Raw genomic sequence first — 13,587 nt, forward strand, 5'->3', positions numbered from 1 at the left:
CGTAGGCTGGTGCGATACAGCGCTACTCAGGAGGACGTCCCCATGACCGGCCCGGCACCGGAGAGCAACGAGCCCGCACACGACCCCGAGGTGCTTCAGCTCGCGGCGAAGATCTTCGATCTGGCCCGCCAGGGGGACACCGCCACGGTCGCCGCCTACGTCGACGCGGGCGTCCCGCCGAACCTGAGCAACGACAAGGGCGACACGCTCCTGATGCTCGCGGCGTACCACGGGCACGCGGACACCGTCCGGGTACTGCTGGAACGCGGCGCGGACCCGGGCCGGGGGAACGACAAGGGCCAGACCCCGATCGCCGGCGCGGTGTTCAAGGGCGAGACGGACGTGGTCCGCACCCTGCTCGGCGCGGGCGCCGACCCGGCGGCAGGCCAGCCATCCGCGGTCGACACGGCCCGGATGTTCGGCAGGACCGAGCTACTCGACCTGTTCGGCGAACCGTCCTAGCCACCACGCCCACCCACCGCCTCGCCGTAAGCCCCGCCGAGCACGCGGGCCCGGCGATGGACGCGGGCGATGCCCTCGGGGGTGTGGAACGCGGCGAAGGGCGGCCACAGGAACAGCAGCACACCGAGTTCCTCCGCGACCAGGGCGCGCGTGAAGGCGCGGCGGTCACAGGGGCGGGCGGTCAGGTAGGCGTCGGCCAGCGCCCGCGGCACGACCGTTCCGGACGGGGTCGCACGCACGCTGAGGAACGCCAGGTCGGCGACCGGTCGGCCGACGCCGGCGGCCTGCCAGTCGAGATACGTCCGCGTGCCCGCGGTGTACAGGATGTTGTCCGCGTGGCAGTCGCCGTGGATCAGGCCCCGCGGGAGCGCGGTGATCCGCTCGCGCAGCTCCGCGCGGCCGTCGAGCAGGCCGGGCAGGCCGGGCAGCGCGGCGCCCCAGAAGGCGGTGATCCCGGCCAGGTCGGGGGCGTCGAGCGCGTCGAGCAGCGGGTCGGGCCCGGCCCAGTCCCCGGCGGGCAGCGGGGTGCGGTGCAGGGCGGCCAGGTCCCTGCCCAGGCCCGCCCACATGCCGTCGGTCCAGGACGCGGCAGCCTTCGGCTCGCCCGCCGCCGCGAGCAGCAGGGCCACCCCCGCCGCGGTGTCGAGGAAGTCGAGGAGGCGCGGTGTGCGCAGCGGGACGAGCGGCGCGAGAACCCGGTAGAAGCGCAGTTCGCGGCGGGCCGCGGCCAGCGCCCGCGGGCCCAGTGCGGTGGGGGTGGCCTTGAGGTAGGCGGCGCGGCCTTCGGCTGTGCGCACGGCGTGCACGCCGGCGCCCGACCGGGACTCGGCCGGGGCGGAACGTTCGGCGACCACGCGGAACGCGCCCGCCGCCTGCGCCGTCAACTCCGTCAGCCCTGTCAGTTCCTCAGGCACGTATGACACGGTACGACGGCGGCGTGGACGTTCGGCGTGTCGCTCGTTTCGGTGATGCGTCCGCGTTCGGCGGGGCTCAGTTGCCGGGGCCGTAGAGGCGGCGGGCGTTGCCCGCGGCGATCAGGGCGGCGACGCGGTCTGCGTCGGACCGTGACCACGAGCCCTCTCCGGTGAAACGGGCGCACAACCGGGCCACGGCCTGCCGGAAGTTCTGGGCGCCCACCAGGTACAGCTCGGGCAGCCCGTAGGCGTCGGTGGAGAACAGCAGCTTGCCGAACGGCGTCAGCTCCAGCATCTCGGCGAGCACCGCCTCGGCGCGGGCCCCGGTGTGCCCGAGGGACAGGCCGACGTCGGCGTACACGTGCGGATAGGCGGCGGCGAGGTAGCCCGCGTTGCGGTGGAACGGGTAGCAGTGCAGCAGCACCACGCGGCAGCCGGTCGGCCGCACGGCGCGGATGAAGTCGGTGAGCAGCAGCGGGTCGGCGCGGTGCAGGCGCAGGTCCGGGTCGCCGAAGCCGGTGTGCACCTGGAGCGGCAGGCCGGTCCGTGCGGCCGACCACATGAGGTGGCGCAGGAGCACCGGATCGGTCAGCCGGTCGGTGCGGCGCGAGTCGAGCCACCGGGCCGCCGCGTCCCGCAGCTCGGCGGCGGACGGCGGCGCCGGGTCCAGGTCGAGGCCGTACCGGTAGGCGGCGACGGTCTTGAACCCGGCGGCCGTTTTGGCGGCGGCGGCGATGGCCTCGGCCAGGTGCGCCAGGAACGCCGCCGCGCCGGGCGCGGCGGCCGCGGCCCGTTCGGCGAGCCGCTCGACGCGGACGATCTCCCGGGCCGTTCCGCCCCCGGCGGCGGCCAGCTCGCCCGGGTCCGTCAGATCGCCCGGCAGCCCGGTGTCCACGAGGAACGTGCCGATGCGCGCGGCGCGCAGCAGGCGGCGGGTGGCCTCCCGCGCGCCCAACTGCCGCCTGCGGCCGAGGTAGTCGTCGGGGGCGCAGTGCGGTTCGAGGCCGAGGACGGGGGCGCACCACCGGCGCACGGCGAAGCCGAGCTGGGTGTCGAAGTGGCGGGTGCCGGGCGCGGGGGGCGCGTCGGACTCGGTGAGCAGGGCCTCGAACGCGGCGGCCTCGTCCGGCCCTTCACGCAGGACCCCGTGGCAGTGCTGGTCCACCAGCGGCAGCGGTTCCACGGCGGCGCTCAGTACCGGTCGCGGGTCGCGGCGGCGATCTCGTCCGGGGTGGCCGCCGCGAACAGCGTGACCTCCGCCTGCCGGACGGCGAGGATCGAGCCGTGCAGCTCCTCGCCCAGCGCTTCGCGCAGCACGGCGGAACGCTCGAAGTGGTCGAGCGCCGCGGGCAGCGAGTCCGGCAGCCGGGAGGGCCGTTCCGCCTCGGGCGCGAGCGCGGGGTCGCCGGCGACGGGCGGCGGCAGGGTGCGGCCCGCGGCGAGACCGGCCAGGCCCGCGGCGATGACCGCGCCGGTCACCAGGTACGGGTTGGCGGCCCCGTCGAAGCACTTGACCTCGGCGTTCGCGCCGCTGATGTCGTCGGGCGCGCCGGTGACGAAGCGCAGCGCGGCCTCGCGGTTCTCCAGGCCCCAGCACTGGTAGGCGCCCGCCCAGCGGGAGGGCCGCAGCCGCAGGTAGCCGGCGGGCGAGGGGGCGCCGATGGCGAGCAGCGCGGGCAGCTCGTGCAGGACCCCGGCGAGGAACGCCTCGCAGACGCGGGACATGCCGAACGGGCCGTCGCCGTCCCGGCAGGCGTTCTTGCCGTTCCGCCACAGGCTGAGGTGCAGGTGGCGGCCGTTGCCGAGCCCTTCGGGGTCGACCACCGGCGCGAAGGAGGCGTCGAGGCCGTGCCGCGCGGAGACCGCGCGCACCGTCTCGCGGACGAGGACGGCGAGGTCGGCGGCGGTGACGGGCGCGGCGGGCGCGACGGACACCTCGTACTGCCCCGGCGCGTACTCCGGGTGCAGTTGGAGGAGTTGCACGCCCTGTTCGGCCAGGGCGTGCACGATCCCGTCGAGGTAGGCGGAGACCTCGACGAGCCGGGCCATGCCGTAGGCGGGCCCGGTGCCCGCGGGTTCACCCGCCCGTGTGACGACCCACTCGGTCTCGAAGCCCATCCGGACCTCGATGCCGTGCTCGGCGAGCGCGCGTTCCGCCTGGCGGCGGGCGAACTGCCGCTGGCAGGCCGGGTAGGGCGCGCGGCTCTGCTCGAACCGGTCGGCGGGCGCCCAGGCCCAGCCGGGCTGGGCGGCCAGCGCCGTCAGCCGGCCGAGGTCGGGCACCAGCCGCAGGTCACCGTCGGGGCCGCCGATGTGCGGGCTCGTCGTCATGGAGTCGTCGACCAGGTACACGTCGAAGACGGGGGACATGCCGACGCCGTCCTCGGCCGCGCGGGCCAGGCGGGCGAGGGGCACGGTCTTGACGCGGGTGATGCCCGCGTTGTCCACCCAGGTGAGGGCGACGCCGTGAACGCCGGCCGCGGTGAGCCGCGCCACGGCCTGCTGAGTCGAATCCATCCCCGCAGCCTGCCCGGCACCCCCGGTCCGGGCAAATACGCCTAGTCAACGGTTGCTTGACGCTACGTCAACACCGTCGCGCCACCACCACCCCCACGGAAGCGGTGCGCCGGGCGGCCCCGCCGCTCCCCGGCCCGGGGCCTTCTTGACGCGGAGACCATCAAGTCTGATGATTCCATCACATCGCTCGCCGATCGTTGTGACCGTCGTTACCCGCGGAGCGTCCAGTGACGAACGACCTCGATGTGCCCGTTCTCATCGCCGGCGGCGGCGCCGCCGGCCTCACCGCTTCCCTCCTCCTCAGCCGGCTGGGCGTCACCTCCCTGCTGGTCACCACCCTCCCGACGACATCGGCGCTGCCGAAGGCCCACGTGCTGAACCAGCGCACCATGGAGATCATGCGCGACGTCGGCCTGGCCGACGCCGTGTACGCGGCCGGGACCCCGGCCGGGCAGATGGCCTACTCGGGCTGGTACGTCGGCCTGTCCGGCGACGACCCCGACCACGGCCGCCGCGTCGCGCGCATCGAGTCCTGGGGCGCGGGCGGCAGTTCGCCCGAGTGGCAGGCGGCGAGCGCGGAGCGGCAGGCCAACCTGCCGCAGCACCGCCTCGAACCCCGGCTGCGCGCCCGCGCCGAGGAGCTGGCACCCGGCATGGTCCGCTTCCACCACGAGCTGACCGCGTTCACCCAGGACGCCGACGGCGTGACGGCCGAGGTCACCGACCACGGCAGCGGCACCGCCCTGCGCGTCCGCGCCCGCTACCTGCTGGGCTGCGACGGCGGGCACACCGTCGGTCCCGCGCTCGGCATCGCCCACGAGGGCGTGCGCGACATGGCGCGCATGGTCACGTTCCACTTCTCCGGCGACCTGTCGCGCTGGGCCCGCGACCCCGAGGTCCTGATCCGCTGGCTGTGGCTGCCCCAGCTCGGCACCGGCGGCGTGCTGGTGCCGCTCGGGCCCGAACGGTGGGGCCCCGACTCCGAGGAGTGGGCCTGCCACCTCCACTACCCCGCGGCCGAGCCGCGCGCGCTGGACGAGGCGGCGGTACTGGCCGACCTGCGCACCGCGCTCGGTCCCGCGGCCGAGGGCGTGACGGTGCACGGTATCTCGCGCTGGACGCTCCAGGGCGTCGTCGCCGACCGGTTCCGCGCGGGCCGGGTCTTCCTCCTCGGCGACGCCGCGCACCGCCACCCGCCCACCGGCGGCCTCGGGATGACCTCGGCGATCGACGACGCGCAGAACCTCACCTGGAAGCTCGCCGCCGTGCTCGGCGGCCACGCGGGCGAGGGGCTGCTCGACACGTACGCGGCCGAGCGCCGCCCGGTCGCCGCCGCCGGGGTGCGGCGCGCGCTGGAGAGCACCCGCAACCACCTCGCGATCACCGCCCACTTCGGCGGCGGGCCGCAGGCGGGACCCGCGGAGAACTGGCGGCTGGCCCGCCGCCTGTGGAGCGGCGACCCGGCCGACCGCGCGGCGCGCCGGGCGTTCCTGCGCACCGTCGCGGCGCAGTCCATGGAATTCGGCGAGCTGGGCGTGGAGTTCGGCTACACCTACCCGCAGGGCGCGCTCGTGCCGGACGGCACGCCCGTGCCGCAGAACCCGGACCCGGTGCGCATACATCTGCCCGCCGCGCGCCCAGGACACCCGCTGCCGCACGCCTGGCTGGCCGACCCGGACGGCGAACCGCTGCCGGTGGCCCGGCTGGTGACGCCCGGCCGTTTCCTGCTCATCGCGGGCGAGGAGGGCCACGACTGGTGCCGGGCGGCGGAGAAGGCCGCGGCGCGGACCGGGCTGCCGCTCGACGCGGTGCGGGTCGGCCACCTCGACGGCGACTACCTCGACGGCGACTACCTCGACCCGCGTTCGACGTGGACGCGCTGGCGCGGGCACGGACCGGCCGGGGCCGTTCTGGTGCGCCCGGACCGGTTCATCGGCTGGCGTGCCGCCGGCGCGGACCAGGACCCGGAGGCGCGGTTGACGGCGGCGCTCGACGTGTCGCTGGCGCGGCGGCGGATGTGATGATGAGGCCATGCCCGAACAGCGGTCCGCACCCAACCGGTTCGCCCGGCGGCGGGCCGCGACCCGGCGGGCCCTGATCGACGCGGCACAGCGCATCCTCGCCGAACGGGGCGCGGGCGACGTCAGCATCCAGCGGATCGCGGACCGTGCGGACGTCGGGTTCGGCTCGTTCTACAACCACTTCTCCTCCAAGGCCGAGCTGTTCGACGCGGCGGTCGCCGAGGCCCTGGAGGACTACGGGCGGCGGCTCGACGCGGCGACGGGCGGGATCGCCGACCCGGCCGAGAAGTTCGGCGCCGGGGTCCGGCTGACCGTCGCGATGGTCGAGTCGCACCCGCAGCTGATGCGGGTGCTGCGCACCAGCGGCCTGGGCCAGATCGGCGCGGACCGCGGCCTCGCACCGCGCGTCCTGCGCGACATCGAACGGGGCGCGGCACGCGGCCGGTTCGCCGTGGCGGACCCGGCCGTCGCGCTGGCCGCGGCGTGCGGCGCGGTCCTCGGCCTGGTCGACCTGCGGCTGCGCCGGCCGGGCACCGCGGGCCGGGACGACGGCGAGCGCATGGCGGAGCTGCTGCTGCGGATGCTCGGCCTCCCGGTCACCGAAGCCCACGAAATCGCCACCCGCCCACTGCCACCCCTACCCTGAGCCTTCGGGCCACCGCCGGATCGAGCACCGCCACGTCCTACGGCGTCCGTTCCAGCGTCGGAACGCCTCCCTCCCTTCGTCTTCCGGAGCGCCCATGTCCGAACGCGACTCAGCACCCGGCCCCGGCTTCGACCTCGACCTCGACCTCATCGCCGAGGCGGCGCGGGTCGTGGACCCGGTGTTCCTCCACAGTCCGCAGTACGTCGACGAGCAGTTGTGCGCGCGCCTCGGCCGCCGCGTCCTGGTCAAGGTCGAGACGCTGAACCCGCTGCGCAGCTTCAAGGGGCGCGGCGCGGACTTCCTCGTCCGCGGCCTCGCCCCGGGCAGCACCGTGGTGTGCGGGTCGAGCGGCGGCAACTTCGGACAGGCCGTCGCCTACGCGGCGGCCCGGCACGGGATGCGCGCCGAGGTGTTCGTGCCCTCCGGCGCCTCCGCCGTGAAGACCGACCGGATGGCCGCGCTCGGCGCCCGGGTGCACCGGGTCGGCGGCGCGCCGAAGGCGCACGCCCAGGCGCACGCCGCCGCCGGTCCTGACCGGGTGTTCGTGGTGGACGGCCGGGACGCCGCGGTCGCGGAGGGCGCGGGCACCATCGGCGTCGAACTGCTGCGGACCGGCGGCTACGACACGGTCGTCCTGCCGGTCGGCGACGGCGCGCTGATCACCGGCGTCGCCCGGTGGCTGAAGGCGCACGCGCCCGGCGTGCGCATCGTGGGGGCCGCCGCCGCGGCGGCGCCCGCGCTGGTGCGGAGCTGGCGCGAGGGCCGGGTGGTGGCGGTGGAGCGGCGGAACGCGTTCGCCGCGGGCATCAGCATCGACGCGCCCGAGCCGGAAGCGGTGGCGCGCACCAGGGCGCTGGTGGACGACATGGTGCTGGTCGAGGACGCGGAGCTGCTGTCCGCCATGCGCCTGGCCGCGGAGACCCTGGGCATTCTCCCCGAACCGGCCGGCGTGGCGGGACTCGCCGCCCTGGCGGGCGGCGGCGTGCCCGGCGATGTGGCGGCCACCGTCATCACCGGCGCGAACGCCGACCTCGGCCTGTACGCCTCCGCCTTTTCCTGACCCCCGGCCGTGAACGGCGGTCGGTGGGGGTGGGGTTGTCCCCACCGCCGGTTCTGGTGTGTGCCGGATCGTGCATGGGCCCCTGTGCACAGGAGCCTGTGCACATGCCGTTCACACCTTCCCTCAGCGGGCTGAAAGCCCTCGCGCACCCCAGGCGCCTGCAGATCATGGAGCAGTTGGCCCACCATGGCCCGGCCACCTCCGCGAGGCTCGCCCGCGCGCTCGGCCTCAACACCGGCGCCACCAGCTACCACCTCCGCGCTCTGGCCGGGCACGGCTTCGTCGAGGAGACGGCGGGCACGGGACACGGCAGGGAACGCTGGTGGCGCGCCGTCTCCCAGGACCTGCGCCTGCCGCCGCGCAGCCGCCAGGACGCGGAGACCAGGGCCGTGGTGGACGAGATGAACCGGCTCGCCTACGCCTCCGACCTGCGGCTGTTCGAGGAACGGCAGCGCACCGGCGCCGTCGGCGACCCCGAGGACGCCGACTGGCAGGACGCCGCGTTCCCCTACTCCCGCGGCACCATCCGCGTCACCCCGGCCGAACTCCGCGGCTTCTTCGAGGAGTACATCGCGCTGGTCAACCGCTACAAGCGCGCCCACGAGGACGCCCCGTCCGACTCGCGCACGGTCCTCACCCGCTTCCTCGCCTTCCCCGCGTCCTGACCGTGTTTTGACCGCGTCCTGACCGCGTCCCGACCGCGTCCTGACCGCGTCCCGACCAGGAAAGAGACCACCGTGACCGTTCGCACCGCAGTCCGGCTCGACGCCGTGACCAAGATCTACGGCCGCCGCGGCCGCGGGGGCGTCGTGGCCCTCGATGCCGTGACCGCCGCCCTGCCGCGCGGCTCGTTCACGGCCGTCATGGGCCCGTCCGGCTCGGGCAAGACCACGTTCCTGCACTGCGCCGCCGGCCTCGACCACGTCACCTCCGGCACCTCCTGGATCGGCGACACCGAGCTGAGCGGCCTGAACGAAACGCAGTTGACGCGGCTGCGCCGCCGCCGCGTCGGGTTCGTCTTCCAGTCCTTCAACCTGGTGCCCGCCCTCACCGTCCGGCACAACATCGCCCTCCCGCTGCGCCTCGCCGGCGAACGCACCGACCGGCGCCGGCTGGACGGCATCCTGGAACGCGTCGGGCTCGCCGGCAAGGCGTCCGCGCGGCCCGCGGAGCTGTCCGGCGGACAGCAGCAGCGCGTCGCCATCGCCCGCGCCCTGATCACGCGCCCCGACGTCGTGTTCGGCGACGAGCCGACCGGCGCCCTGGACACCGTGACCGCCCGGGAGATCCTGGCCCTGCTGCGCGACTGCGTCGACACCGGCGGCCAGACCGTCGTCATGGTCACCCACGACCCGGTCGCCGCCGCGCACGCCGACACGGTGCTGTTCCTGGCCGACGGCCGCCTCACCGACCGCATGGAGGCGCCCACCGCCGACCGGGTCGCGGACCGCATGACGCACCTGGGGGCGTGGGCCTGATGCTCGGCTACGCGTTCCAGACTCTCCGCGCCCGCAAGGCCGCGTTCGCCGGCGCCTTCGTCGCGCTGCTGTGCGCCGCCGCCCTGGTGACCGCCTGCGGCGCCCTACTGGAGACCGGGCTGCGCGGCGAGATCCGCACCGAACGTTACGCCGCGACCCCCGTTCTGGTCGCAGGCGATCAGAACGTGCATCACGAGGAGCGCAAGGGCGACAAGACCAAGCACAAGGCCAAGCCGCTCGCCGAACGGGTCTGGCTGCCCGAGGGCACCGCACAACTGGTCGCGGACGTTCCCGGCGTCGGGGCCGTCGTTCCCGAACTCACCTTCCCCGCCGCCCTGGTGGGCCATGACCCGGAGAACTCACTCGGCCACGCCTGGTCCTCCGCCGCGCTCACCCCGTTCCGCGTCGAGGAGGGCGGCGCGCCGCGGGCCGACGGAGACGTCGTCATCGACCGCGGGCTGGCCGGGCGCGCCGGCCTCGCCCCTGGCGACCGCGTGACCGTGCAGTCCACCGGCGACCCCGCCGTCTACACCGTCACCGGCATCGCCACCACCCCGCGCGGCGCGCCCGCCGAGCAGTCCGCCGTCTTCTTCACCGACGCCGAGGCCCGCCGCCTCGCCGGGCACCCGGGGCAGGACACGGTCCTCGGGGTCTTCCCCGCCGACGGCGTCGGCGCCGGACAGCTCGCCGACCGCGTCGCCGAGGCCCTGGCGGGCACCCCCGTCCGCGTGCACACGGGCGACGGGCGCGGTCCCGTCGAGTTCCTCGCCGCCGAACAGGCGCGCGTGCGACTCATCAGCATGGGCGGCGCGATCGGCGGCACCGGGCTGCTCGTCGCCGTGCTCGTCGTCGCCGGCACCTTCGCGCTGACCGCGCAGCAGCGCGGGCGCGAACTCGCGCTGCTGCGCGCCGTCGCCGCCACCCCGCGCCAGGTGCGGCGGCTGATCGGCCGCGAGGCGCTGCTCGTCGGCCTCGCCGCCGGGCTGCTCGGCGCACTCGCCGGACTGCCGCTCGCGGACCTGCTGCACGACAGGTTCACCGCACTCGGCGCCGTTCCGGAGACGCTGGCCCCCGTGCGCAGCCCGTTCCCCCCGGCCGCCGCGCTGCCGGCCACCCTGCTCGCCGCATGGGCCGCGGCCCGCGTCTCCGCCCGCCGCTACGCCCGCATCCGGCCCGCGGGCGCGCTCACCGGGGCCGCCGGGATACCCCGCGGCGTTCCCCTCGGGCGCCTGATCGCGGGGCTGGCGGCCCTGGCGGGCGGCGCCGTGCTGCTCGCCGTGCTCTCCGGCCTGCGCACCGAGCCCGCCGCCACCCCCGTCACCTATCTGACGGTGCTGCTGCTCTGCGTCGCGGTCGCGCTCCTCGGCCCGCTGCTCGCCCGCGCCGCGTTCGCCGTCCTCGGCGCGCCGCTGCGCCTGTCGCGCGTGCCGGGCCACCTGGCCGCCCACAACGCCCGCGCGCACTCCCGCCGGCTGGCCGCCGTCATCACCCCGCTGACGCTGCTGGTCGCCCTGACCGGCACCGTCGTCTTCAGCCAGACCACGCTGGGCGACGCGGCGGAACGGCAGGCGGCGGACGGGGTGCTCGCCGACTGGACCGTCACGTCGGAGGGGCCGGGCGTGCCGCCGGGGGCGGCGCGGCGGTTGCGGGAGGTGCCAGGCGTGGCCGCGGTCACCGAGGTCGTGCACGGCACGGTCCGCACCCCGGGGCTCGACAAGTACACGGTGCAGGGCGTCACGCCGGACGGCATCGGCGCCACCCTCGATCCGGGCGTCACCGCGGGCTCGCTGAGCCGGCTCACCGCGGACGGCGTCGCCGTCAGCGAACAGGTCGCCGACAGCCGGGGCCTGGCTCCCGGCGACGAGCTGGCACTCGTGCTCGGCGACGGCACCCCGGCCACCCTCACGGTCGTCGCCGTCTACGAACGCGGCCTGGGCTTCGGCGACCTGACTCTCGCCCACGAACGGCTCGCCGCCCACCTCGACAACCCGCTGGCGGACTCCGTCCTGGTGGCCGGCGCGGAGGCGGACCGCCTGACCGACGCCCTCGCGGACCTGCCGGGCCTCGCCGTGCGGGACGGCGGGCACACCGCCGAGGTGCGCGCCACGCGGCAGGCGGCGAACGCCGAGGTGGCGTTCCTCGGCATGGGTCTTGTCCTCGCGTTCACCGCCATCGCGTCCGTCAACACCCTGGCCATGTCGACCGCCGACCGGGCGGCCGAGTTCGCCCTGCTGCGCCGCGTCGGCACCACCAGGCGGCAGGTGCTGCGCATGCTGCGGCTCGAATCGCTGACCGTCGCGGCGACCGCGGCCGTGTTCGGCACCGCCATCTGCCTGGCCACGCTCACGGCGTTCAGCAGCGGCATGACGGGCGAGGCGGCGCCTTCGCTGGTGCCCGGCACCCACCTCGCCATCCTGGCCGCGGCCGCCGCACTCGCCATGGCGGCCACCGCCGTCCCCGGCCGCCTCGCGCTGCGCGCCGCTCCGGCTAGCTAGTGCCCCCGCGGTCGGCGAAGGCGCCGCCCGCGGCGAAGGCCAGCTCGGCGAAACGTTCGCCCATGCGGTGGTGGGTGGCGGCGTCCGGGTGCAGCTCGTCGGGCAGCGGCAGTTCGGCGGCGTCGGCCTCGCCGTAGAGGGCGCGGCCGTCGAGGTAGTGCAGCCGCGGGTCGTCGCCGGCCCGCTGTGCCACGATGCGGGCCAGCTCCGCCCGGATGACGCCCAGGGTCAGCTTCCCGTTCGCGCGTTCCGCGGGGTCGCCCGCGGCCGCGAAGCGGATCTGTCCTTCAGCGAGACGGCTGAAGTCCGGATAGCCCGGCCCGGGCGTGTCCTCGTGGATGGGGCACAGGATGGGCGAGACGAGCAGCAGCGGGGTGGTCGGGTGGCCTTCGCGGATGGTGTCGAGGAAACCGTGCACGGCGGGGGTGAAGGCGCGCAGGCGCATCAGATCGGCGTTGACCACGTTGATGCCGATCTTGAGACTGATCAGATCGGCCGGCGTGTCCCGCAGCGCGCGGGCGGTGAACGGGTCGAGCAGGGCGCCGCCGCCCAGGCCCAGGTTGATCAGGTCCACCCCGCCGAGGGCCGCGGCGCGGGCGGGCCAGGTGCCGGTGGGGCCCGCGGCGTCGGAACCCTGGCTGATCGAACTGCCGTGGTGCAGCCACACCCTGCGGCCCCGGTCCGCCGCCGGCTCGACGGGGGCGTCGGTGCGCAGGGCCACCAGCTCCGTCGTCTCGTTGTGGGGCAGCCAGATCTCGATGTCCTTGTCCGCCGTGCCGCCGGGCAGGCCGGTGAAGCGGAGGGTGCCGGGAGGTCCCGGCTCGGTCTCGAAGGTGCCGGCGAGCATGTCGATGGTCAGGGTGTTGCCGCCCGTCACGGACCCCCGAGCCGTCAGACGGCCGTCGACGAGCAGCTCGTAGACGCCGTCCGGGCGGGGCGGGGCCCCGACGTAGACCCGCTTGGTGGGGAACGTGTCCAGCTCGATGGCGGTGGCCCGGGTGCGGAAGGCCAGCCGGACGCCCGAGGGCTGGGCCTCGGCCATGGCCAGTTGCGGGTCGGCGCACTGGGCGCGGGCGCGGGCGGGCAGCCGGTGCGGCAGCACACCGCGTTCGGTGCGCTCCACCTCCAGGGCGCCGCGCAGGAGCTCCGCGGTGACGGGCGTGGTGATCCAGCGGTACTCGGTGTGCATGTCCTCAACCTGTTGATCGACGTGGTCGGCCGGTGTGGCCCGGTCAGGGCGCGGGCCAGTTCCGCAGGAGGGCGTCGAGCGCGTCCACGATGCGCGACCAGGTTTCCTGCGTGTCGGGGGCGCTGTGGCTGAACCCGCCGCCCAGCTCCAGGCTCACGTAGCCGTGGAAGACGCTGCCCAGCAGCCGGACCGCATGCGTCTGGTCCGGCTCCGCCAGGTCGTAGCCGCGCAGGATGGCCCGCGTCATCTGGGCATGCCTGCCGCCCGCGCTGGCCGCGGCCGTCGCCGGGTCGAGCCGCAGCTGTGCCGCGGCGTAGCGGCCGGGGTGCTCGGTGGCGTAGTCGCGGTAGACGTTCGCCAGGGCGGCGAGGGCGTCCTTGCCCGCCCGCCCGGCCAGCGCGGCGGAGCCCCGGTCGGCCAGCTCCGCCAGGGCGAGCAGGGCGATCCCGGTCTTGAGGTCGTGGGAACTCTTCACGTGCGAGTACAGACTCGCGACCTTGACCTCGAACCGCCTGGCGAGCGCCGAGACGGTCACCTCCGCGAACCCGACCTCGTCGGCCAGCTCGGCCCCCGCCCGGACCAGACGCTCCCGGGTCAGCCCCGCGCGTACCATAACGCTCCTCCCATTCGACGAAGCCGATTATGCATTCACCTAAACCCTTTAGGCAAATGCCGATGCGTCGTCTGCCCGGGACGGGACGGGGCGGGACGGGACGGGGCGGCGCGCATGGCGACGGCGGGACCGAGCCCCGTCGAACCGCGACCTCCCGCGCCTTCCGGGCCACGGTTCGGCGCGGAAACCGCT

At 75.5% G+C, this 13,587-nt stretch carries 12 protein-coding genes; 7 read left to right on the plus strand and 5 right to left on the minus strand.

The annotated features are described in order from the left end of the window. Window positions 1–42: 42 nt before the first annotated feature. Complete coding sequence (locus tag RM779_RS05605; protein ID WP_311616364.1) at window positions 43–462, plus strand: ankyrin repeat domain-containing protein; 420 nt, start codon at window positions 43–45, stop codon at window positions 460–462. Here the strand turns inward: RM779_RS05605 and RM779_RS05610 are convergent. From RM779_RS05610 to RM779_RS05620, 3 genes are all read right to left on the minus strand, one after another. After that, on the minus strand, window positions 459–1,376 hold the full coding sequence (locus tag RM779_RS05610; protein ID WP_311616366.1) for a phosphotransferase family protein: 918 nt from the start codon (window positions 1,374–1,376) through the stop codon (window positions 459–461). The two genes, RM779_RS05605 and RM779_RS05610, sit on opposite strands and share 4 nt — an antisense overlap. Window positions 1,377–1,452: 76 nt before the next feature. Beyond that, window positions 1,453–2,559: an amidohydrolase family protein gene (locus RM779_RS05615; protein ID WP_311616368.1), complete on the minus strand. Its 1,107-nt coding sequence runs from the start codon at window positions 2,557–2,559 to the stop codon at window positions 1,453–1,455. 8 nt (window positions 2,560–2,567) lie between these two features. Continuing rightward, complete coding sequence (locus tag RM779_RS05620; protein ID WP_311616370.1) at window positions 2,568–3,893, minus strand: glutamine synthetase family protein; 1,326 nt, start codon at window positions 3,891–3,893, stop codon at window positions 2,568–2,570. A 227-nt stretch (window positions 3,894–4,120) separates the two neighbouring features. Between RM779_RS05620 and RM779_RS05625 the strand changes: the two genes are divergently transcribed. The 6 genes from RM779_RS05625 to RM779_RS05650 all read left to right on the plus strand — a co-directional run bounded on the left by RM779_RS05625 (window position 4,121) and on the right by RM779_RS05650 (window position 11,593). Continuing rightward, window positions 4,121–5,914 (plus strand): FAD-dependent monooxygenase, encoded by a 1,794-nt coding sequence (locus tag RM779_RS05625; protein ID WP_311616372.1) that lies wholly within the window; start codon window positions 4,121–4,123, stop codon window positions 5,912–5,914. A gap of 10 nt (window positions 5,915–5,924) precedes the next feature. Continuing rightward, on the plus strand, window positions 5,925–6,560 hold the full coding sequence (locus RM779_RS05630) for a TetR/AcrR family transcriptional regulator (RefSeq protein ID WP_311616374.1): 636 nt from the start codon (window positions 5,925–5,927) through the stop codon (window positions 6,558–6,560). Between the two features lie 94 nt (window positions 6,561–6,654). Then, the gene (locus RM779_RS05635) at window positions 6,655–7,620 is read left to right on the plus strand and encodes a threonine ammonia-lyase (RefSeq protein WP_311616376.1); all 966 of its coding nucleotides are present in this window, start codon (window positions 6,655–6,657) and stop codon (window positions 7,618–7,620) included. A 104-nt stretch (window positions 7,621–7,724) separates the two neighbouring features. Continuing rightward, on the plus strand, window positions 7,725–8,285 hold the full coding sequence (locus tag RM779_RS05640; protein WP_311616378.1) for an ArsR/SmtB family transcription factor: 561 nt from the start codon (window positions 7,725–7,727) through the stop codon (window positions 8,283–8,285). Window positions 8,286–8,357: 72 nt separating this feature from the next. Continuing rightward, entirely contained in the window at window positions 8,358–9,098 is a 741-nt protein-coding gene (locus RM779_RS05645) for an ABC transporter ATP-binding protein (protein ID WP_311616380.1), read from the plus strand. Next, on the plus strand, window positions 9,098–11,593 hold the full coding sequence (locus RM779_RS05650; protein ID WP_311616538.1) for an FtsX-like permease family protein: 2,496 nt from the start codon (window positions 9,098–9,100) through the stop codon (window positions 11,591–11,593). The genes RM779_RS05645 and RM779_RS05650 overlap by 1 nt, the downstream gene beginning before the upstream one ends. On the opposite strand, the gene RM779_RS05655 is transcribed toward RM779_RS05650, so the two are convergent. After that, a complete protein-coding gene (locus RM779_RS05655) occupies window positions 11,586–12,782 on the minus strand; it encodes a GDSL-type esterase/lipase family protein (RefSeq protein WP_311616382.1) in 1,197 nt (398 codons plus the stop codon). The genes RM779_RS05650 and RM779_RS05655 overlap by 8 nt on opposite strands. Before the next feature lie 43 nt (window positions 12,783–12,825). Then, entirely contained in the window at window positions 12,826–13,395 is a 570-nt protein-coding gene (locus RM779_RS05660) for a TetR/AcrR family transcriptional regulator (protein ID WP_311616384.1), read from the minus strand. Window positions 13,396–13,587 lie beyond the last annotated feature (192 nt).

The sequence above is a fragment of the Streptomyces johnsoniae genome (genome assembly GCF_031845565.1).
In the GTDB taxonomy this organism is placed as follows: Bacteria; Actinomycetota; Actinomycetes; order Streptomycetales; family Streptomycetaceae; genus Streptomyces; species Streptomyces johnsoniae.